Below are 23,966 nucleotides of genomic sequence, written 5' to 3' on the forward strand. Positions count from 1 at the left end.
CGCGCGGCAGCAGGAGTTATTCCACCTCGACCCGGTTGCGGCCCCGTTTCTTGGCCTGATAGAGCGCCTCGTCGGCCCGCTTGAGCGCTCTTTCCAGCGGATCGCCATGTCGCTCCGCCACCCCGAAGGAGGCGGTGATCTTCAGGCCCCTTGGCCAGTGCGGATAGGCGACCAGCGCGGCCCGCAGCCGTTCGGCCAGCGCCAGGGCCTTGGCCTGCTCATAGTGCAGGCAGACCAGCACAAACTCCTCTCCCCCCCAGCGCACCAGCCGGCACAGGCTGTCACAGTGACGCAACACCTCACTCACCATGTGCTTGAGCACCTCGTCCCCCATGGGGTGGCCGTGGTTGTCGTTGACCTGCTTGAAGTGATCGATGTCGATATAGATGAAGGAGAGCGGTATCTCGCCGAGCTCGCTGAGCAGCTTCTCGCCGCCGAACCGGTTGAGGGCCCCGGTCAGAGGATCGTAGCGGGCCTCCTCCTCGGTGCGCCTGTTCTGCTCGCTCAGGCTCTGACTGAGCTCCTCGGCCGCCAGCTTGGCCGCCTTGGCCTTGCGCAGCCGGTCCCGCATCAGCAAGTGCTGCACCAGAAACAGCGTGAGCCCGTAGGCCAGCCAGCTCAGCAGCAGGGGACGGTAGAAGGAGCCAGCCCGTCCCCAGCGGCCATAAAACTCCATCTGCTCCAGCGCCAGCCGGTAGTGGCCGGGCTTCATGCCGACACCGGAGGCGATCTCGATGGCATAGACATGGTGCAAATCCGGCCCCTGCTGGGAGAGCGGGATCTTGTACTGCTGCACCCACCAGGTGGCCGGGGTAAACACCTTGAGCGGCACGTCCTGGACACGGCCGTAATCGTCGGGGCGGAAGATCACCTCGTTGAACTTGTGGGAGGTCTCATCCCCGGGCTTGGAGTAGGCGGGGTGATAGTTGCGCAGATAGAGTCGCCATACTTGCTCCCCCTCTCCCTCGACCCGCAACTTGATGCGCACCCCGTCGAAGTGGGAGAGATCGATTCCCTGCTCGGGCTTGGCCAGGGTCAATGCCAGCTCACAGAAGGGAAATTCGTAGCCGGCGCGCAACTGGCAGTCGATGGCGGGTTGCTCCCGTGATGGGAGCAGGGAGGTGACCGAATGCCCCCCCAGCGGGCGATCATCATGCACGGTGACGGACAGTTCGGCATTCGCCACCATCTCCAGCCGTCGATCCGGCCCGAATTCAAACAGCAGGATCGCCAGCAGGCTCAATACCAGCAACACCCAGAACAGCAGGTTGGTCACGCGAGAATAGGAAGGAAGCATATGTATCACGCCTAAACAGGACTCTTACTCTACACCTTCCGATCCGGCTCTAACCTGATCCGGATCCGAAGGTTATTACACGCGCCACCGCGGGCGCCATGGGGCTAACGGGCCGGTGACATGCCTAGGGGCATGCGGGGCCGCCGCTCCCAGATGCAGGGATAACCCTGCTTGAGTTCCGTTCGGAATCAGGCCCATGCTCGGGGTGGGAGGGCGCGGGCCAACGTCTTGATATCTTTACCACAGAGCACTCCATGCTACGGAAAAATAAAGAGAAATCGTCTTGCGCCACATAGTACACAAGGCGGGCAGGAAGCGATAGCGCCCTCAGCCGCCCGTTCGCAACGTCCGGTAGAGGGTAGTGCGGCTGATGCCGAGCCGACGCGCCGCCTCGCTCACGTTGCCATCGCAGGCCGCCAGGGTCTGCTGCACCCGCAGCCTGCTCTGCTCGCGCAGCGTCGCCTCCTCCTCCGGCGCCATGGAGACAGGTGCGGCCCCGGGCAACTGCGGTGCTGAGTGCAGATGCAGGTGCGAGGGCAGGATGTTGCCCAGCCCTTCCGCCAGCACGCAGGCCACCTCCAGCACCTGCTTGAGCTGGCGTACGTTGCCGGGCAGGGGGTGGGCCAGCAGCTGGCGCTCGGCGGCCTCATCGAGCCGCAACGCGGGATCCATCTCGCGCAGCAGGTGCAGGATCAGGGCCCTGCGCTCGGCCAGCGGTCGCGCCCGCAGCGGCGCAAGCGACTGACGCCAGCCGCAGATGCGGTAGTAGAGATCCTCGCGGAAGGTGCCGGCCTGCACCATGGCGGCCAGATCCCGGTGGCTGGCGCTGACCAGCCAGAAGTCCACCGACTCGGGTCTGTGGCTGCCGACCGGGGTGACGGCGCGCTCCTGCAACACCCGCAGCAAGCGGGTCTGGGCCGACAGCGGCAGCTCGCCGATCTCGTCCAGCATCAGGATGCCGCCGTGGGCGGCGCGCAGATAGCCCTGACTGCCTTGGCTACGGGCACCGCTGAAGGCGCCGCCCACGTAGCCAAACAGCTCGGCCTCCACCAGATCCGCCGGCAGGGCGCCGCAGTTGACGCACATCAGGGGTTGCCCTTGTCGACTCGACTGGCGATGCAGCGCCCGCACCAGGTGCTCCTTGCCGCTGCCGGTCTCCCCCTCGATGAGCAATGAGATACCCCGCTCCAGCATCTTGAGGGGCACAGCCCCCTGATCTTGCGGCACTGAGACGGGTGTTGGCGTCGTACTGGCCTCCAGTTTCAGACCACGGCGCTCGCGCAGCAATTGCCGACCATCGAAGGGGTATTGGTCGAGCCAGAGTCGTCCGGCCCGGTTGGCGCCGAGCAGTTCCCCCGACTCCCCCAGCAGAAGCCGGGCAGACCAGAGGCTTTGGGGCTCCAGATCCACCAGCCAGCCCGGCTGGCGCGCCAGCAGCGCGTTCTCGAGGGTCATGGCCAGCAGCCGCACCGTGCCCAGCATGTCACCGCCGTGATGGGCCGCATCGGTGGAGATGTCGAGCACCCCGAGCAGACGGCCATCGGGGCCGAGCAGCGGGCAGGCGCTGCAACTGAGGAAGCTGTGCTGGGCGAAGAAGTGTTGGGCCCCGAGCACCTGCACCTCGCTCTGTTCGGCGAGCGCGGTGCCGATGGCGTTGGTGCCCTTGCTCCCCTCCCCCCAGCGGGCGCCACTGCGCAGGAAGATGCGCTCGGCGTGACGGGCGAAGCCGTCGTCGCCACTGGCCGCCAGGATGGCCCCCTCGGCGTCGCACAGCAGCAGCCGGCAGGGCCGCCCGGCCAGCAACTGGGCGAACAGCGGCAGCACGAAGCGCTGGAAACAGGCGAGGAGATCCCTGTGCTCCTCTTGCCTCGCCCTGAGCTCCCCCTGGGGCAGCAAATCCAGCTCGGCGCTCTGCTGGCGGCTGAGCCCCTGATGCAGGCAGCGCTGCCATGAGCGCTGGATGGGGCTGGATTGGGGAAGTTCGCTCATCGGGCCTCCTGTTCATAAAGGGCACAGTGTCGCGGCCACTGTCCAGAAACGGCACAGTCTCATCGCCACGACCGGGGTCATTGGTTAATCAAGATACGCCGCCACGCCCTTTTTGATAACGTTTTTGTAACCTTTGCACGCTGATCAGACCCTCTGGCACGCCCCTTGCGATAACGGATCGCAACCGACCCTCTCGATGGGGCCGGCCAGGACCACACACATAAGGATAATGAGATGATCTACACCGCTCCCGGCCAGGCAGGCGCCCTGGTCAGCTTCAAATCCCGTTACGACAACTTCATCGGTGGCGACTGGGTCGCCCCCCGCGCCGGCCGCTACTTTGAGAACATCTCGCCGGTGGATGGCAAGGTGTTCTGCGAGGTGGCCCGCTCCGACGCCGCCGACATCGAGCTGGCGCTGGATGCCGCCCACAAGGCCTTTGCCAGCTGGAGCAAGACCAGCGTCACCGAACGCAGCAACCTGCTGCTGCGCATCGCCGATCGCATCGAGCAGAACATAGAGCGGCTCGCGGTCGCCGAGACCTGGGAGAACGGCAAGGCGGTGCGCGAGACCCTGGCCGCCGACTTGCCGCTGGTGGTGGATCACTTCCGCTACTTCGCCGGTTGCATCCGCGCCCAGGAGGGCTCGGCCGCCGAGCTGGATCAGAACACCGTCAGCTACCACTTCAAGGAGCCCATCGGGGTGGTCGGCCAGATCATCCCCTGGAACTTCCCGCTGCTGATGGCGACCTGGAAGCTGGCACCTGTGCTGGCGGCCGGTTGCTGCAGCGTACTCAAGCCCGCCGAGCAGACCCCGGTCACCATCATGCTGCTGATGGATCTCATCAAGGACATACTGCCCCCCGGCGTGGTCAACGTGGTCAACGGCTTCGGTGCCGAGGCGGGCCAGGCGCTGGCCACCAGCGACCGTATCCAGAAGCTCGCCTTCACCGGCTCCACCGAGATAGGGGCCCATATACTGCGCTGCGCCGCCGACAAGATGATCCCCTCCACCGTCGAGCTCGGCGGCAAGTCCCCCAACATCTATTTTGCCGATGTGATGCAGCACGAGAGCCAGTACATCGACAAGGCGGTGGAGGGCATGCTGATGACCTTCTTCAACCAGGGCGAGGTGTGCACCTGCCCCTCCCGCGCCCTGGTGCACGAGAAGATCTACGACGATTTCATGGAGCGGGTGCTGGCCCGCACCCGTGCCATAGTGCAGGGCAACCCGCTCGACACCGCGACCCAGGTGGGGGCCCAGGTCTCCCGCGAGCAGTACGACAAGATCCTGAGCTACATGGCGATAGGCCGTGGCGAGGGGGCCAGGATGCTGATCGGCGGCAACGCCGCCAGGGTGAGCGGGCTGGAGGGGGGCTTCTACATCCAGCCCACCATCTTCCACGGTCAGAACAAGATGCGGGTGTTCCAGGAGGAGATCTTCGGCCCGGCGCTCGGGGTCACCACCTTCAAGAACGAGGCAGACGCCCTGGCCATCGCCAACGACACCCAGTACGGGCTGGGGGCGGGTCTGTGGACCCGGGACAGCAACCTGGCCTGGCGCATGGGCCGCGGCATCCAGGCCGGTCGGGTCTGGGTCAACTGCTACCACGCCTATCCGGCCCACGCCGCCTTCGGCGGTTACAAGAAGTCGGGGATAGGCCGCGAGACCCACAAGATGATGCTGGATCACTACCAGAACACCAAGAACCTGCTGGTGAGCCACGACATCAACCCGCTCGGCTTCTTCTAGCCAGGCAGTCGCTCATCCCAACCGACAAGGGTGCCTTAGGGCGCCCTCTCTTTACCCTCCGATATCATTTGCGGCAGCTGGCTCAGCCTCCTGGCTGGGCCAGCTGCTGGCGATAGCGCTGGGGGGAGCAGCCCAGCTCCCGGTTGAACATGGCGATGAAGGCCGAGGTGGAGCCGTAGCCGAGCCGCCAGCCTATCTCCTGAATGGGCAGCTCCCCCTTGAGCCAGGCCAGCGCCTTGAGCAGCCGCAGCCGGGCCCGCCACTGACCGAAGTTCATGCCGAGCTCGCGCACGCAGCGCCGGGCCAGGGTGCGCTCGGTGCTGTGCAACTGCTCGGCCCACTGGGCCAGGGTGCGGGGATCGGCGGGATCGCTGCGCAGGGCCGCCAGCATGGGGGCCAGCAGCTTGTCCTGGCTCATCGGCAGGTAGCTCTCCTGGCAGCGAGTCCGGCTCAGTTTCTCCACCAGCAGCTCGGCCTGGCGCCTGTCCCACTCGTCCTCCATGTGCCCCAGCCGCCGATCGCAGAAGTCCGCCAGCATGGCCCGGATCAGCGGCGTCATCTCCAGCAGCCTGGGCTCGGTGGGCAGCCGGGCGGCCAGGCTGTCGTTGACGTAGATGGAGGTGTAGTCGAGGGCCTGCTGGTTGTAGGAGGCGTGCTCCAGCCCGGCCGGCACCCAGATGAGGTAATCCGCCGGGGCCAGCAGCCGCTGCTCGTCCAGCACTATCTCCATCACCCCCAGGCTTATCATGCTGAGCTGACCCCAGGGGTGGCTGTGGGAGGCGCAGGCGCTGTCGGCCTGGATCTGCTGATAGCGCAGGTAGAGCGGATTGGGCTCGGCCAGTTCGGCATCCTGGCGCTGATGGGGACGCGGCTGCATGGGTTGTCCTTTCTGCGGGATAGATTGTCAGTTTTACGTTACTTGACAACAAAAAGACAAGAGTAGACTGATGGCCTGATGCTAAGGAGTCTTTAATGCGTATCTTCTCCCCCCTCCTGTTCCCCCTGATGGCGGTGCTGATCTGGGCCACCAACACCGTGGTCTCCAAGGCCGCGGCCGGTGTCGTCGATCCCGCCGCCATCTCGTTCTACCGCTGGGTGCTCGCCGCCCTGGCGCTCTCCCCCTTCTGCCTGCCGCAGCTGTGGCGCCGCCGCGCCGAGGTCCGCCTCTGGCTCGGCAAGCTGCTGGTGCTCTCCCTGCTCGGCATGGTGCTCTACCAGTGTCTGGCCTACTACGCCGCCCACAGCACCTCGGCCACCAACATGGGGGTGATCGGCTCATTGCTGCCGCTGCTCACCCTGCTGATCGGCGCCTGCTTCTTCGGCCAGCGGCCCGGCAAGCAGGCGCTGGGGGGCATGAGCGTCTCCCTGTTCGGGGTGTTCTGGCTGCTGAGTCAGGGTCAGCCCCTGGCGCTGCTGCACAACGGCATCAACCCGGGGGATGGCATGATGCTGCTGGGAGCGGCCAGCTATGCGCTCTATGGCCTGCTGATCCGCCGCTGGCAGCTGCCGTTCGGCCCCTGGCTCAACCTCTATGTGCAGATCCTGCTGGCGGTGCTGCTGCTCATCCCGGTCGCCCTCAGCGCCGACTCGCTGGCGGTGCCGCGGGAAGGCTGGAGCATGGTGCTGTTCGCCGGGCTGGCCTCCTCACTGCTGGCGGCCTACTGCTGGATGCGCGGCCTGGCGAGCCTCGGCCCTGAGCGCACCTCGGTGTTCATGAACCTGATCCCGCTGTTCACCGCCATGATCGCGGTCAGCAGCCTGGGGGAGCCCATCCACGGCTATCACCTGCTCGGCGGCGGCCTGATCCTGGGAGGTGTCATGTGCTCCCAGCTCAAGGCACGGCGACGTACTCCACTGCTGGAAGAGGCCTAGGCAGCGAGAAAGGCAGGAATTCCTGTAAATATCGACAGGCTATGCTGCAAAAAACACGCTAAAACAACGAGGGAGCCCAGGCTCCCTCGTTGTTTTTACTTATGTTGCCGCGACTCGCTTGCGCGTCTCAGCCGGTACGACGCCAGTCATAGCGCCGCTCCGGCCGGCCGCGCTGGCTGTAAATAGCTGAGATCCACGGCCAGCGTGTCCCCTGGCGCCAGCGTTTTCTCTGCGATCCTAACCCACACGACGCCAGTGATAGCGCCGCTCCGGCCGACCGCGCTGGCTGTAAATAGCTGAGATCCACGGCCAGTTTGTCCCCTGGCGCCAGCGTTTTCTCTGCGATCCTAACCCACACGGCGCCAGTGATAACGGCGCTCTGGGCGACCGCGCTGACCGTAGTTGAGATCCACGTCCAGCTTGTCTTCGGACTCCAGAAACTCCAGATAGCGGCGCGCCGTGGTGCGGCTCAGGGAGAGGCGCAGCGCCACCGTATCGGTGGAAAACGCGGTATCCGGCTCCCCCGCCAGCAGCTCCAGCACCTGGCGCAAGGTGATGGCGTCGATGCCCTTGGGGGTGTCGCGCACCTCCCTCGGCTGGATCCGCCCCTTGCCCATCAGCCGATCGAGATCGTTCTGCTCCAGCAGGCCGCGCTCGCACAGGCGGCGATGCAGGGTCAGTATCTCGTCCAGGCTCTGCTGGATGCGAAACAACCGCAGCGGCTTGATGATGTAGTCCTGCACCCCCAGGTTCAGGGCCTGCTGTATGGTCTCCACGTCACAGGAGGCGGTGACCATGACCACGAACACCTCCCGATTGTGGTTGCGCAGCCGGTTCACCCACTCCAGCCCGGAGCCGTCGGGCAGAGAGATATCCACCACCAGCAGTTGGGGTTCGGTGGCGCGCATCATGAGATCGGCCTGGGCCAGGCTCTCGGCCCGTCCCAACAGGGAGTAACCCGCGTTCGAGGAGACCAGCTCGGCCAGGATGGCACCGATCCGATCGTCGTCCTCGATAATAAGCGTGAAGATTGGCTTCATGGCTCACACCAATTGGTTTTTATTCAAATAGATACCGAACAATGTTGTCTGTTCGGCGGTGCGTCGCCATTCTATCACACCGCCACGACGGGCCACGGTCTTCTTGACCAGAAAGAGACCTACGCCATGATCGCCGGTCTGGCGACTGATACCGTAGTCGAACAGATGATCCGCCAGCGCCTCGTCCACCCCCACCCCGCTGTCCTCCACCTCGATCACCAGCCGCCGGCCGAAGTCGTCGAGGGAGAGCAGCACCCTGGGAGGGCAGTGCTCGCGGTTCGCCCAGGCGGCGCGCAGGCCGTTGTCCAGCAAGTTGCCGATACAGGTGATGAGATCCGCCGACACCTCGGCCGGGTACTCCCCGAGTGTCGAGCCCGGATCCAGCACCAGCTCGACCCCGAGCTCCCGCGCCCGACTGAACTTGCCGAGGATGAGCCCGGCCACCGGCTTGTTCTCGATGGCTCGCAGCAGGTCTTGCAGCATGTTCTGGCAGGCCTCGTTCTCCTGCTGGATAAGCTCAACCGCCTCGTCCACGTGACCGAGCTGCAACAGGCCGGAGAGACTGCCCAGCTTGTTGGCAAACTCGTGGGTCTGGATGCGCAGCATCTCGGCGTACTGGCGCAGGTGAGTCACCTGCATGCCGAGGCTGCCGGTGCCATCCGGTCGGCTGAAGATCAGCATGCGTCCGGGTTCGCGGCCGCTGAGCTCCTGCCAGTGGCCGACGAAGTCCTCCCCCTGTACGGTGAAGTGCACCCCGCCCTCCTGACTCAGGGCCGGCAGCAGGCTGGGGGCCAGCTCGGCCAGGGATTGCCCCAGCAGGGCATGGCGGCCGGTGCCCGGAAGGCGCAGCTGATAGAAGGCCGCGCTGTTGAGCATCTTGATCCTGTGTTGGCCATCGAGGGCCACTATCCCCTCCGAGATGCCCTCCAGCACCAGATCCTGCTGGGCGAAGCGGTTGACTATGGTCTCCGGCTCCAGATCCAGCAGGGTGCGCTTCAGCCGGTGTTGCAGCCAGAACGCCAGCAGCAGGCCGCAGCCCAGCACGGCGCCGATGGCGCTGATGAGCAGGGCGATGCGCTCCAGATAGATGCCCTCCACCGTCTGCATCAGGTAACCGACCACCACGGCGCCGATGGTGCGCCCATCCGCCCCGACCACCGGGGAGAAGCAGCGAATGGACGGCCCGAGGGTGCCCACATCCTTGGAGCAGTAGCTACGCCGCTCCTGAATGGCCGGCCAGATATCCTCCCCGCGGAAGGTCTGGCCCACCAGCTCCGGTGAGGGGTGACTGAGGCGCCTGGCATGCTCGTCGGTCACCACCATGTAGGCGGCGTCGGTGCGCTTGCAGATCCCCTGCACATAGTCCCGCAAGCCTGGATCCTTGCCCAGCTGCAGAGCCTGCACCACCCGGGTATCTGCCGCCAGCACCCGCGCCAGATCGCTGCCCTTCTCCTCCAGGCTGTTCTCCAGCAGGTGACGAATGAAGAGGGCGAGCAGCCCGCCCAGGATCAGGACCAACAGCAGCGACATGCCAAGAGAGAGGGTGACCAGTTGATGGCGCAGTTTCATCGATTAACCTTGCAGACTCAGGGGACGGACCAATAGTGAGGGCGCCACCAGGTCTGGTCAATCAGCGGGGCGGGATCCCCCATAAATTCGGCCAAGCCTTCCTCGCGAGCGCAGAGCGCCACCGCCCTCGCCACGGCGCGGGCCACCTCCCCCACCTGCTCGATGGGAGGCAGTAACCGACCGGTTGCCAGCGGATAGGCTCCCACCGCCCGCACCGCCGCCTGCAACATGCCATCGCTGATGCGGCGCGCCTTGACCGCGCAGGCGCCGAGGCCGATACCGGGGAAGACGTAGACGTTGTTGCACTGGGAGACCACCCGCGCCTCCCCCGCGACAACCACCGGGGCAAAAGGGCTGCCGGTGGCGAGCAGGGCACGCCCGCCGGTGGCCTGCCACACTTCGGCCGGGGTCGCCTCGGCGCTGCGGGTCGGGTTGGAGAGCGGCAGGATCACCGGTCGCTCGCACACCTCCCCCATAGCGTTGAGTACCGTGTCGGTGAAGAGGCCACCCTGGCCGCTTACCCCGACCAGCACCCCTGGCCGCAGTCGCTGAATAAGCTCTGGCAGGGATAGGCACGCCTCCTCCGGCGCCCTGGCGAAGGGCTGCTGGGAGGGGGTCAGATTGAGGCGATCCCGGCAGACCAGCCCGTCCTGATCAAACAGCTGAACCCCCTCAGGGCTACCCGCCAGCTGAGCCAACATGGCGGCGATGCCGCAGCCCGCCGAACCCGCGCCGACGATCAGCACCGGTGTCTCGGCAAGCGTGCTGCCCGCCTGCTGCAAACCTGCCAGCACGCAGGCCGAGGCGACGGCCGCCGTACCCTGGATGTCGTCGTTGAACATACAGAGCTGGTCCCGGTAGCGGGCCAAGAGGTTCGCGGCGTGCTTGCCGGCGAAGTCTTCGAACTGCAGCACCACCTGGGGCCAGCGTTTGTGAATGGCGGCCACCACCTTGTCCATGAAGCGGTAGTAGGGCTCACCGTCCACTCGAGGCGCCTGCCAGCCGAGGTAGGAATCATCCTCCAAGAGTTCCGGGTTGTTGGTGCCCACGTCCACGCACAGGGGCAGGGTGCGCGCCGGGTTGATGCCACCGGCGGCGGAGTAGAGCGCCAGCTTGCCGATGCAGATCCCCATGCCGCCGATGCCGAGATCGCCGAGCCCCAGCACCCGTTCACCGTCGGAGATGACGATGACGTCCACCTCCTGCTCCACCGCGGCGAAGATGTCGTCGAGATCGTCCCTGTCGTGCCAGGAGAGGTAGAGACCGTGGCTGCGCAGGTAGAGATCGCTGTGCCGCTGGCAGGCCTCACCCACCACAGGGGTGTAGATGATGGGCAGCAGCTCGGGCAGGTGGTGGCGCACCAGATCGTAGAACAGCACCGGGTTGTCCTCCTGCAGCTGGCGCAGCAGCAGGTGCTGATCGAAGGGGCTCTGCATGGCCGAGACCAGGCGGTAGATGCGGCGGCGCTGCTGGGAGAGTGACTCCTCCTTGTGGGGCATGCGCCCCATCAGGCCCTGTCGCTTGCGTTCGGCATAGGGCAGGCTGGTGCCCATCATGATGTCGTTCATTGTCGATTCCTTTTATGCCAGCAGCGAGATGAGCAGGGTGGCCAGGATCAACATCACGGCCCCCCCGAGACGGGAAGAGATCTGGGCGAACGGCATCAGCTTCATGCGCTGGGCCGCCGACAGCACGGCCACGTCGCCGGTGCCTCCCATGTTGGCCATGCACAGGCCGCCGGTGATGGCCGCCTCTATGGGATAGAAGCCGATCATCCGCCCCACGATGGCCGCCCCCAAGGCCCCACCGACGACGGTGACCAGCACCATGATGAAGTAGTTGACCGAGAAGGCACCGATAAGCTCGGGGATGCTGGTGTAGGCGACGCCTATGCCCACCAGCAGGGAAGGGGTGAGGTTGCTCACCACGAACTGGTACCAGTCGGCGGCCGCCTGCTCGTAGCGACGGGGCAGCACGCCGCTCACCTTGATGATGGCCACCGCCAGGATCATCAGGGCGAAGGGGTGCATGGGGATGAAGTTGCCGAGCAGGGAGCCCAGCACAAACATGCTGGAACTGATGAAGAGCCCGAGCCCCAGGCTCTCCAGGGTCGGGGCCTGGACCTTCTCGTCGGCCACGCTCTCGCCGCTCTCCTTGATCATCAGCTTGCCGTTGCCGGTCAGTGAGGGATAACGACGGCCGAGGCGGGCCAGCAGGGTGCCCACCAGGATGGCCAGGGTGTTGGCGATCACCACCGCCGGCACCATGCGTGACAGCAGATCGGCGCTGGACATCTGCAAGGGGCCCGAGAGGATCTCCACCAGCGGCACGGCGCCGGCCCCCATGCCGCCACCCATGATGGGCAGGCCGATGAGCAGCACCGCATTCTTGAAGCCGTAACCCAGCAATGAGCCGACCAGGCCGACGCTGAGCAGCGCCAGGGCCACGCCCCCCAGGATCACCGGCAGGTAACGCATGGCGGCGTTTTTCAGCAGGGCGCCGCTCATGCCAAATACAGATCCGGTCACCAGGCTGGCGATGAAGAAGTTGAGGAAGCCCCCCTCCTTCATGAAGCCGATGATCACCTGGCCCGCCTCGACCGGCAGGACCCGGTACTCAAACAGCGCGGCGCCACCGAAGATGGCGAGTATGGTGCCGCCCCCCAGGTATTCGCGGATGGGAGTGATGCGCTCGCCGAGCTCGGTCAGCAGGGTGCCGAGCACGAACATCAGCGCCAGGGCGCCGACCATGCCGAGCGGCAGGGAGCCGTTCCAGCCGGAGAAGAGGACGCAGGTGGCCAGCCCGAGGAAGATCATCATGGGCATGCCGGCGATCTGTTGGTCGCTCCAGGCGACCTTGGCTTGTGCTTGGGGGGTAGAGAGGTTTTTCATTGTTATGCTCCAGCGTGTGGTGTGGCGCTACTCTAGTGATCCCCCCCGGCGCTGTCGGTTAGCAGGCTTGCAAAGCCATATAAAAACATTGAAACCTTAAGCACCATTCAGCACCGGACACCGGCCCGGCCCCGCCGAATGCCCCTGCCCCCGTCACCGCCTCTTTCTTGCGCCTCTCGTCGCCGCAACCTTAATGTGAGCTGAATCACGCTTTACTTAGCCTGCGAAATAAATATAATGCTTAGCAGGCTAAGTATATGAGGTGTCTGCCATGAAAAAGGATCTGGAGATGTTGCGCGAGCTCTCCCTCGCCGAACAACTGGGGCGACTGCACCGGCTGTGGCGTACCGTGGCCGATATCGAGCTGGCCCCACTTGGGCTCACCCATCCGCGCTGGACGGCGCTGTGGAAACTCAGCCAGCTCGGCGGTCACCTCAGCCAGAAGACCCTGGCCGAGGCGCTGGAGATAGAGCTGCCCTCCCTGATGCGCACCCTGGGCCAGCTGGAAGAGCAGGCCCTGATCGAGCGCCACTGCTGCAGCCAGGACAAGCGCGCCCGCATCGTCACCCTGACCGAGGCCGGCAAGGCGCTGCTCGATCAGATCGAGGATCGCATCATAGGGGTGCGTCGGGAGCTGCTCGCCGGCATCAGTCAGCAGGAGCTGACGCAATTTGAAGAAATCGTGCACCGCATCAGCGCCAACGCCCTTGGCAAGATCGGCGCCCAGCATAAAGAGAGAGAATAAGATGACCCCGGATCAACAATTCAAGCGCTGGATCAAGTGGGCCATGGCATGCTTCATCCTGGTGTTCGGCTACTTCCTGCTGGCCGATCTCAAGATGCCGCTCACCCCGCAAGCCATGGCGACCCGGGTCGTCACCAAGATGGCCCCCCAGGTCAGCGGCAAGGTGGTCGAGGTCGCGGTGGCGAACAACCAGCACGTCAAGCAGGGGGATCTGCTGTTCACGCTGGATCCCGTCCCCTTTGAGCTCGCAGTCGAACAGGCTCGCCTCGCCCTGGCTCAGGCCGGGCAACAGAATCGCCAGCTGGACGCGACCCTGAGCGCCTCCCTCGCCGAATATAGCGCGCTGCAAACCTTGGGTGCCCAGAAACAGCGGGAGGCGGCGCGCATTGATGCGCTCTATCGCCGCCACATGGTCTCCGAGCAGCAGAAAGACGATGCGGACAGCGCCGCCCGCACCGCCCACGCCAACCTGCTGGCAAGCCAGGCCCGCATGGAGCAGACCAGGGTCAACCGGGGGTTGCCCGGTGACGACAACCTGCTGCTGCGCCAGGCCCGCAACCGCCTCGCCCAGGCCGAGCTCAATCTCACCTACAGCCAGGTACACGCGAGCCAGGATGGCATCATCACCAACCTGCAGCTCAAGCCGGGCAGCGTCGCCACCGCGGGGGCGCCCCTGCTGGCCCTGGTGTCGGAGCAGGTAGACGTGATCGCCGATTTTCGCGAGAAGAGCCTGCGCCATGTCAGCCCCGGCAGCCAGGCCCTGATCGCCTTCGACGGCGAGCCCGGCCGCCTCTATGCCGCCCGGGTCGCCAGCCTGGATGCCGGGGTCAGCGCCGGCCAGTTCGATGCCAACGGCCTCTTGGCCAACCCCATCGAATCGGATCGCTGGGTGCGGGATGCCCAGCGCCTGCGCCTGCATCTGGCCCTCGAGCAGCTGCCCGAGCATCTGCCGGCCGGGGCTCGCGCCACCGTCCAGCTGCTGCCGGACAACGCCCTCACCGCCTTGCTGGCACGCGGCCAAATCCGCCTGCTCAGCCTGCTGCACTACATCTACTGAGATGACGACCATGAACCTGTGGCACAGGCCCCTCACCGCCAACGAGCTGCGCCAGTGCCTGCGCATCGCCTTTGGCTGCACCCTGGGGTTCTTGCTCTGCAAGACCTTCGGCTGGAGCAACGGGGTCTTCTTCACCGTCACCCCTGTGTTGCTGCTGGGGATGATACCGGTGATGAACGGTCACGCCGCCCGCCAGCTCATCGCGTCCGCCGCGTCGTGCGGGCTGGAGGTAGGCCTGCTCGGCGGCCTGTTCGGCGGCCATCCCGGCCTGATGACCCCCATCGTCTTCCTGCTGTTCCTCTACCGTTTCGCCGCCATGTCCCGCGGCAGCCTGTTCCTGTTCGGCGCCAACGGCGTGCTGAGCCTCAGCATCATGCTGCACTTTGCCAGCTATCCCGGGACAGATCTGAACGATCTGATCTTCAGCAACCTGTGGGCCAGCGTCCTGTCGGTGCTCATCGCCTACCTGATGACGGCCCTGATCCCGGATGTGGAGGAGCGGCCCAAACCCGCCGCCTCCCCCAAGGCCCCGCACCGGATGCGGCACGAGGCGCTGCTCGGCGCCAGCATCGCTACCTTGTCGTTCCTGGTATTCCAGCTGTTCGATCTGCGCGACTCCATGTCCGCCCAGGCCACCACCCTGCTGGTGCTGTTCCCCATGCATTGGGACGGGGCGCTGAGCTACGCCCGCAAGCGCGCCATGGGCACCCTGCTGGGGGTGAGTTTCGGCATCCTGGGCCAGCTGGTGCTGTACGACTGGTCCGGTTTGCTGCTGCTGGTCACCCCCCTGCTCTGGCTCGGCGCCATGCTGTTCAGCCATGCCCACGTGAAGGAGGCCAGCGGCTCGGGGGTCGGCTTCGGCGCCCTCACCACCCTCGGCATTCTGTTTGGCCAGTACCTGACCCCGGGCAACGATCTGGTGTTCAGCGCCCTGTACCGGGTGAGCAGCATCATGTTCGCCATCGTCGCCACCCTGCTGGCCTGTTATCTCATCCACCGTCTGCTCAACCGCTTCGAGGCGACCCGATTCGGTTATTGAACCCTTTTCCAATAGCAAAGGATCTGCTGCCTTTCGCCCCGCCACGTCTGCGGGGCGTTTTTTTGCCCGCGTGTTGCAGATCGACCCTTCTTGTCTGACGACAACGATAACTATGCTGGTAAGGGCTGGTATGGGACGTCGAAGCCAGACTTGGACTCCATTGAATGGTTTTTCTGCGGCACCGGCGATATATGACGACGCTGGCCCGAACCGTGCTACTGTGGCCCCTCACTCACCGGCCGATTGCGCTCTGCACCTGATGACAGGCTTGTCATGCAAAAGAGTCGCCAGCCAGGGCAGCCCTTGCCCACCTCTCACCCTCAACCCGACTTCGCCGGACCCGCTGTATTGACCCGATGCCATAAGGCGCATCCCTCCCTGCCGCAGCCTGTTCTCACTGTTGTTATCTGCTATCCACTCTTTTTTACTGCGACAGCGGCCATCCCGACGGGAACCAGCTTCAAGCCATCCGCCTGAGGCACTTTCTGTTTGGCGCAGCCCTGCCGCCAACACAGGACACCTGCCATGATTGCCTACCTCATTCTGGTTCATCGCTATCCCGGTCAGTTCAAGCGTCTGTTCAAGGCGATTTACCACGACAGCAACCACTACCTGATCCACGTGGACAAGCGCTCGGGCCCGGCTCTGCAGCAGGAGATAGCCCGCTTTCTGGCCGATTACCCCAACGCCGGCCTGCTACCCAGCAAGAATGCGCTCTGGGGCGGCTACAGCCTGGTGGATGCGGAGCTGCGCGGCATTGCGGCGCTGCTGGAGCAAAAAAAGGAGTGGGAGTTCTTCATCAATCTGAGCGCCCAGGACTTCCCGCTGCGCTCCCAGCGCGACATTCACGACTTCCTGCGCGCTCACAAGGGCAAGGATTTTCTCAAAGTCGCGGATCAGCGTCAGCACAGACCGGACACCCTGCACCGCATCGATCACTATGTGACCGAAACCGCGACGGAGCTGGTGTGTGAACCGGTGAAGACCCGCCCCTACCTGGCAGGCGTGACCCCCTACATTGGCAACCAGTGGATGATCCTGAGCCGGGCCTTCTGTGAATTCGTCAGCCACAGCCCCGAGGTCGATCGTTTCAAGGATTTCTACCGCCACACCCTGATCGCCGACGAGGGCTTCTTCCAGACGGTGATCATGAACACCAGCTATCAGGGCCAGATAGTCAACGATGACAAGCGAGCCATCGACTGGATCCCCATGGGCGACATCAAGCTGCGCCCGCGCGACTACACGGTGCAGGATGCCGACGCCCTGCAGCAAAGCGAGCACCTGTTCGCCCGCAAGTTTGATGAGACCATCGACAGCGACATCCTGGATATACTGGAGCGCGCCATGAGATGCCCCTTCGACACACCTGTCATCCGACAGGCTGCGTTGGTCTGATGATGTGATTCATTCGGACACTTATCGACGCAATCCCCCCCCGGGAAGATTGCGACTTGGGAACAAGCTGGTAGGCTCAAGCCCGGATGACACCGATGGAGAACCCAAGATGAAACACGCCAATATTCTGTTGCTGGGCATCACGGCTCTGACCCTGCTGAGCGGCTGCGAACGCGGGGCCACCACCTTGAGCGTGACTGGCGGCGACCCCATCACCTACCTCTGTGAGCAGAACAATAAGGTACAGGTGCGCTACTTCGCTCTCTCGGACGACAGCCTGAACTTCATCAAACTGTCCCTGCCCGATGGCAAGGACTACACCCTGCCGCAAGCGGTCTCAGCGTCCGGCGCCCGCTATACCGACGATCACGAGGTGGTCTGGTGGAACAAGGGGAAGGAGGGCTTCGTGGAGATGCGCGACAAGGATGGCGAGTGGCAGAGCCTCTATAACGACTGCAAAGAGCAGTGATCGGCAGCCAGCGGCGCTGCACTTCCCCTAAACGACACACCCCGGCCAGGCCGGGGTGTTTGTTATTGAAAGGCCACACGGGAGTGGGCCTTCTTGCGCACCTGATGGCTCAGGCACGCTTGTCGGTGACTACCAGCCAGAGCGCATGGACCATGCCGGGCAAACCGCCGAGCAGGGTCAGCACTATGTTGATAAAGAAATGGAGGCTCAACCCCACCTGGATAAAAGCACACACGGGGGGCAGGAAGATGGCCAGCAGGATCTTGAGCAGATTGTTCATCTCATGGTTCCTCATGAAAGATGTCGCGTGATTCGGATGGGCTAACCATAAACAGCCTTGCCTGCAACTGCAAACCCGACAGGGATCCTTTCCCTCGTTTCTCGCCTGGCATTGAGCCAGGGTTCAGCTGGCTGCGGTCAGCGCACCCGCACTGGAGCCACACAAGGGATCCGTTCTCCCGTTCCCTCTCGCCAGACATCGAAATAGGGGTCAGATAATCCCAGTCAGCGCACCAGCGTCACGCAGGGGATCCGTTCTTCCATACTCTCACGCCAGGCGTTGAGATCGTGGATCTGCTGGTTGCTGCTGCCACGCCAGAGCAGGCCGGGATCCGCCAGCCCCCGCACGAACTTGCCGTCGACCAGCACATCCAGCAGGGCAACCAGCTCACGCTGGGCTGCCGACAGCTCGCCGAGCAGATAGCCGGTCCAGCACCAGATGTCCTTGCCCGGGCACTCGGCCCGCACCCGTTTCACCAGCATCAGCACATGGGGGACGTTGGCAGGGTGCAACGGATCACCGCCGGAGAGCGACAGGCCACGGCGCTTGATGCGGCTGTCGTTGAGATCGTTGATGATGCGATCGCTCATGGCCTGGTCGAACGGCTTGCCGCCATCGAGCCGCCAGGTGGCCTGGTTGTAGCAACCGGGGCACTGATGCTCGCAGCCCGACACGAACAGGGTGGCACGAGTGCCTGGCCCGTTGATGACATCGACCGGGTAGTACTGGTGGTAGTGCATCTTTTCTCCTCAACCCGTCACGGACATCACGCCCGCCAATAAAAATGGCTCCTCAGCAGGAGCCATCTCACCGCCAGCAACCGGCCTTACATGTGCTTGACGCGGCGCTTGACCTCTTCCTGCTTGCCCGCGTTGAAGGGGCGCGCATCCGGGCTGCCGAGGTAGCCGCACACCCGGCGGGTCACCGACACCTTGGCTGGATCGTGATTGCCGCAACGGGGGCAGGTGAAGCCCTTGGAGGTGCACTCGAACTCGCCGGTGAAGCCGCAGTCGTAGCACTCGTCGATGGGGGTGTTGGTGCCGTAGTAGGGCACCTTGTCATAGCTGTAGTCCCAGACGTTCTCCAACGCCTCCAGGTTGTGCTGGATGTTGGGGTACTCGCCGTAACAGATGAAGCCGCCGCTGGCGATGGGCGGATAGGGTGCCTCGAAGTCCAGCTTGTCGTAGGGGTTGACCTGCTTCTCCACGTCGAGGTGGAAACTGTTGGTGTAGTAACCCTTGTCGGTCACCCCGGGCACCACGCCGAACTCCTTGGCGTCGATGCGGCAGAAGCGGGTGCAGAGATTCTCGCTCGGGGTGGAGTAGAGGCTGAAACCGTAGCCGGTCTCCTCCTTCCACTCGTCGGTCGCCGCCTTGAGCCGCGCTATGATGGCGATGGCCTTCTGGCGCAGCGCCTCGCTGTCAAACAGATGGGTGTCGGTGCCGAACAGCGCATTGATGGTCTCGTGCACCCCGATATAGCCGAGCGAGATGGAGGCGCGGCCATGTTTGAAGATCTCGCTGACGTTGTCGTCGGCCTTGAGCCGCACGCCACAGGCGCCCTCCATGTAGAGGATGGGGGCGACCCGCGCCTTGACGCCGTCGAGCCGCTCGATGCGATACATGAGCGCCGTCTTGGCGACCGCCAGCGCTGCATCCAGCTTGTCCCAGAAATCCGCCTCGTCACGGGATTTCAGGGCGATGCGCGGCAGGTTGAGGCTCACCACCCCTATGTTGTTGCGTCCTTCATGGATCAGCTCGCCATTCTCCTCATAAGCGCCGAGGAAGGATCGGCAGCCCATGGGGGTCTTGAAGGAGCCGGTCACCTTCACTACCTGGTCATGGTTGAGGATGTCCGGGTACATGCGCTTGGAGGCGCACTCCAGCGCCAGCCGCTTGATGTCGTAGTTGGGATCCCCCGGCTTGTGGTTGAGGCCATCCTTGATGGCGAACACCAGCTTCGGGAACACCGCCGTTTTCCTGTTCTTGCCAAGGCCCGCGATGCGGTTGCCGAGGATGGCGCGCTGGATGAGGCGGGACTCCCAGCTGTCGCCGAGGCCGAAGCCGAAGGTGACGAAGGGGGTCTGGCCGTTGGCGGTGTGCAGGGTGTTCACCTCGTATTCCAACGACTGGAAGGCGTCGTGGCACTCCTTCTCGGTGCGGGCCATGGCATAGGCGTCCACGTCCGCTATGCCCCACTCCTCGGCCACTTCTCTGTGCTTCTGCCAGCTGATGGTCACATAGGGCGCCAGCACCTCGTCGATGCGGTTGATGGTGGTGCCGCCATAGATGTGGCTCGCCACCTGGGCGATGATCTGGGCAGTCACCGCGGTGGCGGTGCTGATGGATTTCGGGGTGTCGATCTCCGCATTGCCCATCTTGAAGCCATGGGTCAGCATGCCCTGCAGGTCGATCAGCATGCAGTTGAACATGGGGAAGAAGGGGGAGTAGTCGAGATCGTGGAAGTGCAGATCGCCGCTCTCGTGGGCCTGCACCACGTCACGGGGCAGCATGTGGCTGATGGCGTAGTGCTTGGCGACGATGCCGGCCAGCAGGTCGCGCTGGGTCGGTATCACCTTGGAATCCTTGTTGGCGTTCTCGTTGAGCAGGGCCGCATTGGTCTGCTCCACCAGGCCACGGATCTCCTGGGCCAGGCGGCCACGGGCCTCGCGGGCCTGATCCCGGTCGTGACGGTATTCGATATAGGCACGGGCAATGGCCTTGTCGTCGGACGCCATCAGATGGTTCTCGACCCGGTTCTGGATCTCGTGGATGTCCACCTCACCGCGCCCTTCCAGCTCCTGACTGACGGCGGTGGCAACCCGCTCACCCAGCGCCGGATTGGCCTGGCCGACCGCCTCTGCCGCTCGGCCCACCGCCTCGGCAATCAGCTGGGCATCGAATGGTGCGCGACATCCATCACGTTTGATCACAACCGGTTTCATGCGTTTTCCCCGTTTTAAAGGCCAGGCTATCGCCCTCGGCTTACCCTTGTTGGGTCCCCTCCTCCACGCCCGGTCCCCGGCGCAAATAAATTCAGCCGAGACTTGACAAGCCTGGGCTGACGATGAGAAGGAAACAGCTTATACACAGCTTAACAACACAATATATGGGTGTTTTTTTTGAATGCAACCCTATATGTGGTGTCTATTAGGCACCAAAGCGATACCGCATTTCTTGATCCAGAACAGGTTTTGAGAGGAGTGGAACAGTTCACGACCAGTCAAAAAAACGCCCCTTCGAGGCGATCCCAGACGGGGTGCGGGTTGGCGTCCGATCGGGCTGCCGACGTCACCGCGTTGTCATCCGACAACAATTGACCAAGGCAGGTTTGGCACAAAACACACATAATGGGGGCAGTCTTCCGCCAACGGAGAATGAATGTGACCAAGCTGTGGCTACTGCTAGTACTTCTGCTGCCTTTCCCGCTCCGGGCCGCCCAGATCCTGGTGATCAGCAGCTACCATCCCGCCAATCTGTGGGATCAGAGCTATAGCGCCAGCCTGAAGGAGCATCTCAAGGGGGACCATCAGCTCAGTTACTTTTACATGGACACCAAGCGCCAGCCCCGTCAGGAGCTGGCCCAGATCGCCGAGCGGGCGATGAACGCCTACCGGCAGCTCAAACCGGATCTGGTGGTGCTCGGCGACGACAATGCCATCAATGCCCTCGCCCGCAGGATCGCGGCCCAGGGCACCCCTGTGGTGTTCCTCGGCATGAACGAGAACCCCCGCCACAAGGGGCTGGTCGGTCACCCCAACATCACCGGCGTGCTGGAGCGACCGCTGCTCAAGCGCAACATCAGCGAGATGAGCCAGCTGATGGGGGGGCTCGACAAGGCGCTTGTCCTGTTCGATAAAAGCGAGGTCTCGCGCACCGCCATCGAAGATGAATTCAACGGCAGCACGGATCAACGGGTTGGTCATACCCTGGTCAGCAACCAGCAAATCGACGACTACAAACGCTGGCAAGAGATAGTGCTCACCAGCAGGGAGCGCGGCTACGGGGCGCTCTTCATCGGCCTCTACCACACCCTGGTGGACGAGCAGGGGGCCCATGTGAGCGAGCAGCAGGTGATCGAATGGACCAACCAGCACAGCCCGGTCCCGCTGTTCTCCTTCTGGGAGTTCTCGGTCGGCAAGGGCAGGGCCATTGGCGGCCTGGTGCTCAACGGCCACGCGCAGGGGGAAAAGGCGGCGGAGCTGGTCAATACCATACTGGCGGGCACCACCCCCGGCGCCCTGTCACCGCGCGCCGCCCTGCGCGGTGAGTACGTGTTCAGCCGGGACGAGCTGGCACGCTGGCGGCTCGAGGTGCCGCCGAAGTGGCAGACGAAGATCCAATGGCACAACTGATCCCTGAAAATGACAAACCCGGCCATGAGCCGGGTTTGTTTTTGGCGCTATCCACAACCCATCAGGGCTGGATCGCCGCCTGTAACTCCTCTTCGGTCCAGATGGTGATGCCCAGCTCCTGGGCCTTGGCCAGCTTGGAGCCGGCCGCCTCACCGGCCACCAGCACATCTGTCTTGGCGGAGACCGAGCCCGCCACCTTGGCACCGAGCGCCTGCAGCGCCGCCTTGGCATCGCCCCGCGAGAGCTGGGTGAGCGTGCCGGTCAACACGAAGGTCTTGCCGGCGAACGGCTGTTCGGCGGCAGCCTTCTTCTCGATGGCGGGCCAGTGGATACCGGCGGCCAGCAAGGCCTCCAGCACCTCGACGTTGTGGGGCTGGCGCAGGAAGTAGTAGACGTGCTTGGCCACCACCTCTCCCACGTCTGCCACCGCCAGCAGTTGCTCGACAGTGGCGGCGCGCAGGGCATCCAGGGTCAGGAAGTGGTTGGCGAGGTTGAGCGCGGTCGCCTCCCCCACTTCGCGAATGCCGAGTGCAAACAGGAAGCGCGGCAAGGTGGTGCTGCGCGCCGCATCGATGGCGGCCACCAGATTGAGCGCGGACTTTGGCCCCATCCGCTCGAGCCCCGCCAGCTGGATAGCGGTTAAGCGGAACAGATCTGCCGGCGTCTTCACCAGCCCCTTGTCCACCAGCTGCTCCACTATCTTGTCGCCGAGACCGTCCACGTCCATGGCGCGGCGGGCGGCGAAGTGCTTGATCGCTTCCTTGCGCTGGGCCTCGCAGAACAGGCCGCCGGAGCAGCGGGTCACCACTTCCCCCTCCAGCCGCTCCAGGGCGGAGCCGCACACCGGACACTGGCTGGGGAACAGGATCTCGCGGGCGTCGGCCGGGCGCTTGGCCTCCACCACGGCGACGATCTGCGGGATCACGTCCCCCGCCCGGCGCACGATCACGGTATCGCCGATCATGACCCCGAGGCGTTCAATTTCATCGGCGTTGTGCATAGTGGCGTTGGAGACGGTGACACCACCGACGAACACGGGTTTGAGCTTGGCCACCGGGGTCACGGCACCGGTGCGGCCAACCTGAAACTCGACGTTTTCCAGCAGGGTCATCTCTTCTTCTGCCGGGAACTTGTGGGCGGTGGCCCAGCGCGGGGCCCGCGCCACGAAGCCGAGCTCCAGCTGCAGCGCTATGTCGTCCACCTTGTAGACCACGCCGTCGATCTCGTAGGGCAGCGCGGCGCGGCGCGCCAGGATGTCGTCATGGAACGCCTGACAGCCGGCGGCGCCCTCCTTGAGTTTCACCTCGGGGCTGAGCGGCAGTCCCCACTCCTTGAGTTTCTTCAGACGGCCGAAGTGGGAATTCCCCAACTCATCACCGCCGATCCCGACCCCATAGGCGTAGAAGCTCAGGGGGCGGCTGGCGGTGATGCGGGAATCGAGCTGGCGCAGGCTGCCTGCCGCGGCGTTGCGCGGGTTGACGAACACCTTCTCGCCGGCGGCCAGGGCTTTTGCATTCATCGCCTCGAAGCCGGCCTTGGGCATGAAGACCTCCCCCCTCACCTCCAAGCGAGCGGGCCAGCCGGTGCCCCGCAGGGCGAGCGGGATAGCCTTGATGGTGCGCACGTTCTCGGTGATCTCCTCACCGCTGGCGCCATCCCCCCGGGTGGCGGCCTGCACCAGCTGGCCATCCACATAGAGCAGGCTGACGGCCAGACCGTCGAGCTTGGGCTCGCAGCAGAACAGGAAGCTGATCTCGCGCTTGAGGCGATCGCCCATGCGCTGTTCGAACGCCAGCAGCTCCTCGGTGCTGAACACGTTGTCCAGGCTCAACATGGGGATCTCGTGGCGAACCTGCTTGAAGGCCGAGAGCGGCTGGCCGCCGACCCGCACGCTGGGGGAGGTCGGAGTCTTCAGCTCGGGGTGCTCGGCTTCCAGCGCGATCAACTCGCGCATCAGGCGATCGTATTCGGCGTCCGGTACTGTGGGATTGTCCAGCACATAGTACTGATGGCCGTAGTCAGTAAGCAGTTCACTGAGCTGGCCATGGCGGAGCTCAGGATGAGCCAATTCAAGGGCAAGCCGCTCCCCCTTCAATCGGTCATATTCGGCATCCGATACTGTCGGTTTTTTCAGTACATGGTACTGATGGCCGTAGTCAGTCAGTAGTTCACACAGTTGACGGTGGCGGGAGAGGATGTCGCTCATGGAGAAGT

At 64.2% G+C, this 23,966-nt stretch carries 19 protein-coding genes; 8 read left to right on the top strand and 11 right to left on the bottom strand.

Translation table 11 applies throughout. The annotated features are described in order from the left end of the window. Nucleotides 1–16: 16 nt before the first annotated feature. Both MM194_RS10665 and MM194_RS10670 read right to left on the bottom strand, forming a co-directional pair. Nucleotides 17–1,297 carry a GGDEF domain-containing protein gene (locus MM194_RS10665; protein WP_241343558.1) on the bottom strand — a complete coding sequence of 427 codons (1,281 nt, stop codon included), beginning with the start codon at nucleotides 1,295–1,297 and terminating at the stop codon, nucleotides 17–19. A 327-nt stretch (nucleotides 1,298–1,624) separates the two neighbouring features. Continuing rightward, nucleotides 1,625–3,286 (bottom strand): sigma-54-dependent Fis family transcriptional regulator, encoded by a 1,662-nt coding sequence (locus tag MM194_RS10670; RefSeq protein WP_241343559.1) that lies wholly within the window; start codon nucleotides 3,284–3,286, stop codon nucleotides 1,625–1,627. A 234-nt stretch (nucleotides 3,287–3,520) separates the two neighbouring features. On the opposite strand from MM194_RS10670, the gene MM194_RS10675 reads away from it, so the two are divergent. Then, on the top strand, nucleotides 3,521–5,038 hold the full coding sequence (locus MM194_RS10675) for an aldehyde dehydrogenase family protein (RefSeq protein WP_241343560.1): 1,518 nt from the start codon (nucleotides 3,521–3,523) through the stop codon (nucleotides 5,036–5,038). An 82-nt stretch (nucleotides 5,039–5,120) separates the two neighbouring features. On the opposite strand, the gene MM194_RS10680 is transcribed toward MM194_RS10675, so the two are convergent. Beyond that, nucleotides 5,121–5,915 (bottom strand): helix-turn-helix transcriptional regulator, encoded by a 795-nt coding sequence (locus MM194_RS10680; protein WP_042654006.1) that lies wholly within the window; start codon nucleotides 5,913–5,915, stop codon nucleotides 5,121–5,123. 95 nt (nucleotides 5,916–6,010) lie between these two features. On the opposite strand from MM194_RS10680, the gene MM194_RS10685 reads away from it, so the two are divergent. Next, nucleotides 6,011–6,910, top strand: coding sequence for a DMT family transporter (locus tag MM194_RS10685; RefSeq protein WP_033128694.1), 900 nt, complete (start codon nucleotides 6,011–6,013; stop codon nucleotides 6,908–6,910). A 347-nt stretch (nucleotides 6,911–7,257) separates the two neighbouring features. Here the strand turns inward: MM194_RS10685 and MM194_RS10690 are convergent, their stop codons facing one another. From MM194_RS10690 to MM194_RS10705, 4 genes are read right to left on the bottom strand one after another with little or no spacing between them, the layout of a single operon-like run. Beyond that, on the bottom strand, nucleotides 7,258–7,950 hold the full coding sequence (locus tag MM194_RS10690; RefSeq protein WP_241343561.1) for a response regulator: 693 nt from the start codon (nucleotides 7,948–7,950) through the stop codon (nucleotides 7,258–7,260). Between the two features lie 3 nt (nucleotides 7,951–7,953). Continuing rightward, nucleotides 7,954–9,519 (bottom strand): sensor histidine kinase, encoded by a 1,566-nt coding sequence (locus MM194_RS10695; RefSeq protein ID WP_033128696.1) that lies wholly within the window; start codon nucleotides 9,517–9,519, stop codon nucleotides 7,954–7,956. Nucleotides 9,520–9,536: 17 nt separating this feature from the next. Continuing rightward, a complete protein-coding gene (maeA, locus tag MM194_RS10700; protein ID WP_033128697.1) occupies nucleotides 9,537–11,087 on the bottom strand; it encodes an oxaloacetate-decarboxylating malate dehydrogenase in 1,551 nt (516 codons plus the stop codon). 12 nt (nucleotides 11,088–11,099) lie between these two features. After that, nucleotides 11,100–12,410 carry a 2-hydroxycarboxylate transporter family protein gene (locus tag MM194_RS10705; RefSeq protein WP_033128698.1) on the bottom strand — a complete coding sequence of 437 codons (1,311 nt, stop codon included), beginning with the start codon at nucleotides 12,408–12,410 and terminating at the stop codon, nucleotides 11,100–11,102. A gap of 271 nt (nucleotides 12,411–12,681) precedes the next feature. Here MM194_RS10705 and slyA point away from each other — a divergent pair, with 271 nt between their 5' ends. The 5 genes from slyA (at nucleotide 12,682) to MM194_RS10730 (ending at nucleotide 17,118) form a co-directional block, all read left to right on the top strand. Continuing rightward, complete coding sequence (gene slyA / locus MM194_RS10710) at nucleotides 12,682–13,155, top strand: transcriptional regulator SlyA (protein WP_033128699.1); 474 nt, start codon at nucleotides 12,682–12,684, stop codon at nucleotides 13,153–13,155. Nucleotide 13,156: 1 nt separating this feature from the next. After that, on the top strand, nucleotides 13,157–14,212 hold the full coding sequence (locus MM194_RS10715) for an HlyD family secretion protein (protein WP_241343562.1): 1,056 nt from the start codon (nucleotides 13,157–13,159) through the stop codon (nucleotides 14,210–14,212). A 10-nt stretch (nucleotides 14,213–14,222) separates the two neighbouring features. After that, on the top strand, nucleotides 14,223–15,251 hold the full coding sequence (locus MM194_RS10720; RefSeq protein ID WP_241343563.1) for a DUF2955 domain-containing protein: 1,029 nt from the start codon (nucleotides 14,223–14,225) through the stop codon (nucleotides 15,249–15,251). 525 nt (nucleotides 15,252–15,776) lie between these two features. Beyond that, a complete protein-coding gene (locus MM194_RS10725) occupies nucleotides 15,777–16,649 on the top strand; it encodes a beta-1,6-N-acetylglucosaminyltransferase (RefSeq protein ID WP_241343564.1) in 873 nt (290 codons plus the stop codon). A 109-nt stretch (nucleotides 16,650–16,758) separates the two neighbouring features. Further along, the gene (locus MM194_RS10730; protein ID WP_033128703.1) at nucleotides 16,759–17,118 is read left to right on the top strand and encodes an MliC family protein; all 360 of its coding nucleotides are present in this window, start codon (nucleotides 16,759–16,761) and stop codon (nucleotides 17,116–17,118) included. Nucleotides 17,119–17,227: 109 nt separating this feature from the next. Here MM194_RS10730 and MM194_RS10735 read toward each other — a convergent pair whose 3' ends face one another. The 3 genes from MM194_RS10735 to nrdD form a co-directional block, all read right to left on the bottom strand. Then, on the bottom strand, nucleotides 17,228–17,398 hold the full coding sequence (locus tag MM194_RS10735) for a YqaE/Pmp3 family membrane protein (RefSeq protein ID WP_033128704.1): 171 nt from the start codon (nucleotides 17,396–17,398) through the stop codon (nucleotides 17,228–17,230). Nucleotides 17,399–17,622: 224 nt separating this feature from the next. Continuing rightward, nucleotides 17,623–18,138 carry an anaerobic ribonucleoside-triphosphate reductase-activating protein gene (nrdG, locus tag MM194_RS10740; RefSeq protein ID WP_241343565.1) on the bottom strand — a complete coding sequence of 172 codons (516 nt, stop codon included), beginning with the start codon at nucleotides 18,136–18,138 and terminating at the stop codon, nucleotides 17,623–17,625. A gap of 86 nt (nucleotides 18,139–18,224) precedes the next feature. Beyond that, on the bottom strand, nucleotides 18,225–20,342 hold the full coding sequence (nrdD, locus tag MM194_RS10745; RefSeq protein ID WP_033128706.1) for an anaerobic ribonucleoside-triphosphate reductase: 2,118 nt from the start codon (nucleotides 20,340–20,342) through the stop codon (nucleotides 18,225–18,227). 432 nt (nucleotides 20,343–20,774) lie between these two features. Between nrdD and MM194_RS10750 the strand changes: the two genes are divergently transcribed. Beyond that, on the top strand, nucleotides 20,775–21,752 hold the full coding sequence (locus MM194_RS10750) for an ABC transporter substrate binding protein (RefSeq protein WP_241343566.1): 978 nt from the start codon (nucleotides 20,775–20,777) through the stop codon (nucleotides 21,750–21,752). A 61-nt stretch (nucleotides 21,753–21,813) separates the two neighbouring features. Here MM194_RS10750 and ligA read toward each other — a convergent pair whose 3' ends face one another. Beyond that, nucleotides 21,814–23,958 carry an NAD-dependent DNA ligase LigA gene (gene ligA, locus MM194_RS10755; protein WP_081965919.1) on the bottom strand — a complete coding sequence of 715 codons (2,145 nt, stop codon included), beginning with the start codon at nucleotides 23,956–23,958 and terminating at the stop codon, nucleotides 21,814–21,816. Nucleotides 23,959–23,966 lie beyond the last annotated feature (8 nt).

The organism is Aeromonas sp. MR16, from assembly GCF_022549315.1.
Taxonomy (GTDB): domain Bacteria; phylum Pseudomonadota; class Gammaproteobacteria; order Enterobacterales; family Aeromonadaceae; genus Aeromonas; species Aeromonas aquatica.

Coding starts and splice junctions, on each gene's coding strand:
- MM194_RS10665 (WP_241343558.1), bottom strand. CDS start 1,297: ATGCTTCCTTCCTATTCTCGCGTGACCAACCTGCTGTTCTGGGTGTTG.
- MM194_RS10670 (WP_241343559.1), bottom strand. CDS start 3,286: ATGAGCGAACTTCCCCAATCCAGCCCCATCCAGCGCTCATGGCAGCGC.
- MM194_RS10675 (WP_241343560.1), top strand. CDS start 3,521: ATGATCTACACCGCTCCCGGCCAGGCAGGCGCCCTGGTCAGCTTCAAA.
- MM194_RS10680 (WP_042654006.1), bottom strand. CDS start 5,915: ATGCAGCCGCGTCCCCATCAGCGCCAGGATGCCGAACTGGCCGAGCCC.
- MM194_RS10685 (WP_033128694.1), top strand. CDS start 6,011: ATGCGTATCTTCTCCCCCCTCCTGTTCCCCCTGATGGCGGTGCTGATC.
- MM194_RS10690 (WP_241343561.1), bottom strand. CDS start 7,950: ATGAAGCCAATCTTCACGCTTATTATCGAGGACGACGATCGGATCGGT.
- MM194_RS10695 (WP_033128696.1), bottom strand. CDS start 9,519: ATGAAACTGCGCCATCAACTGGTCACCCTCTCTCTTGGCATGTCGCTG.
- maeA (WP_033128697.1), bottom strand. CDS start 11,087: ATGAACGACATCATGATGGGCACCAGCCTGCCCTATGCCGAACGCAAG.
- MM194_RS10705 (WP_033128698.1), bottom strand. CDS start 12,410: ATGAAAAACCTCTCTACCCCCCAAGCACAAGCCAAGGTCGCCTGGAGC.
- slyA (WP_033128699.1), top strand. CDS start 12,682: ATGAAAAAGGATCTGGAGATGTTGCGCGAGCTCTCCCTCGCCGAACAA.
- MM194_RS10715 (WP_241343562.1), top strand. CDS start 13,157: ATGACCCCGGATCAACAATTCAAGCGCTGGATCAAGTGGGCCATGGCA.
- MM194_RS10720 (WP_241343563.1), top strand. CDS start 14,223: ATGAACCTGTGGCACAGGCCCCTCACCGCCAACGAGCTGCGCCAGTGC.
- MM194_RS10725 (WP_241343564.1), top strand. CDS start 15,777: ATGATTGCCTACCTCATTCTGGTTCATCGCTATCCCGGTCAGTTCAAG.
- MM194_RS10730 (WP_033128703.1), top strand. CDS start 16,759: ATGAAACACGCCAATATTCTGTTGCTGGGCATCACGGCTCTGACCCTG.
- MM194_RS10735 (WP_033128704.1), bottom strand. CDS start 17,398: ATGAACAATCTGCTCAAGATCCTGCTGGCCATCTTCCTGCCCCCCGTG.
- nrdG (WP_241343565.1), bottom strand. CDS start 18,138: ATGCACTACCACCAGTACTACCCGGTCGATGTCATCAACGGGCCAGGC.
- nrdD (WP_033128706.1), bottom strand. CDS start 20,342: ATGAAACCGGTTGTGATCAAACGTGATGGATGTCGCGCACCATTCGAT.
- MM194_RS10750 (WP_241343566.1), top strand. CDS start 20,775: ATGAATGTGACCAAGCTGTGGCTACTGCTAGTACTTCTGCTGCCTTTC.
- ligA (WP_081965919.1), bottom strand. CDS start 23,958: ATGAGCGACATCCTCTCCCGCCACCGTCAACTGTGTGAACTACTGACT.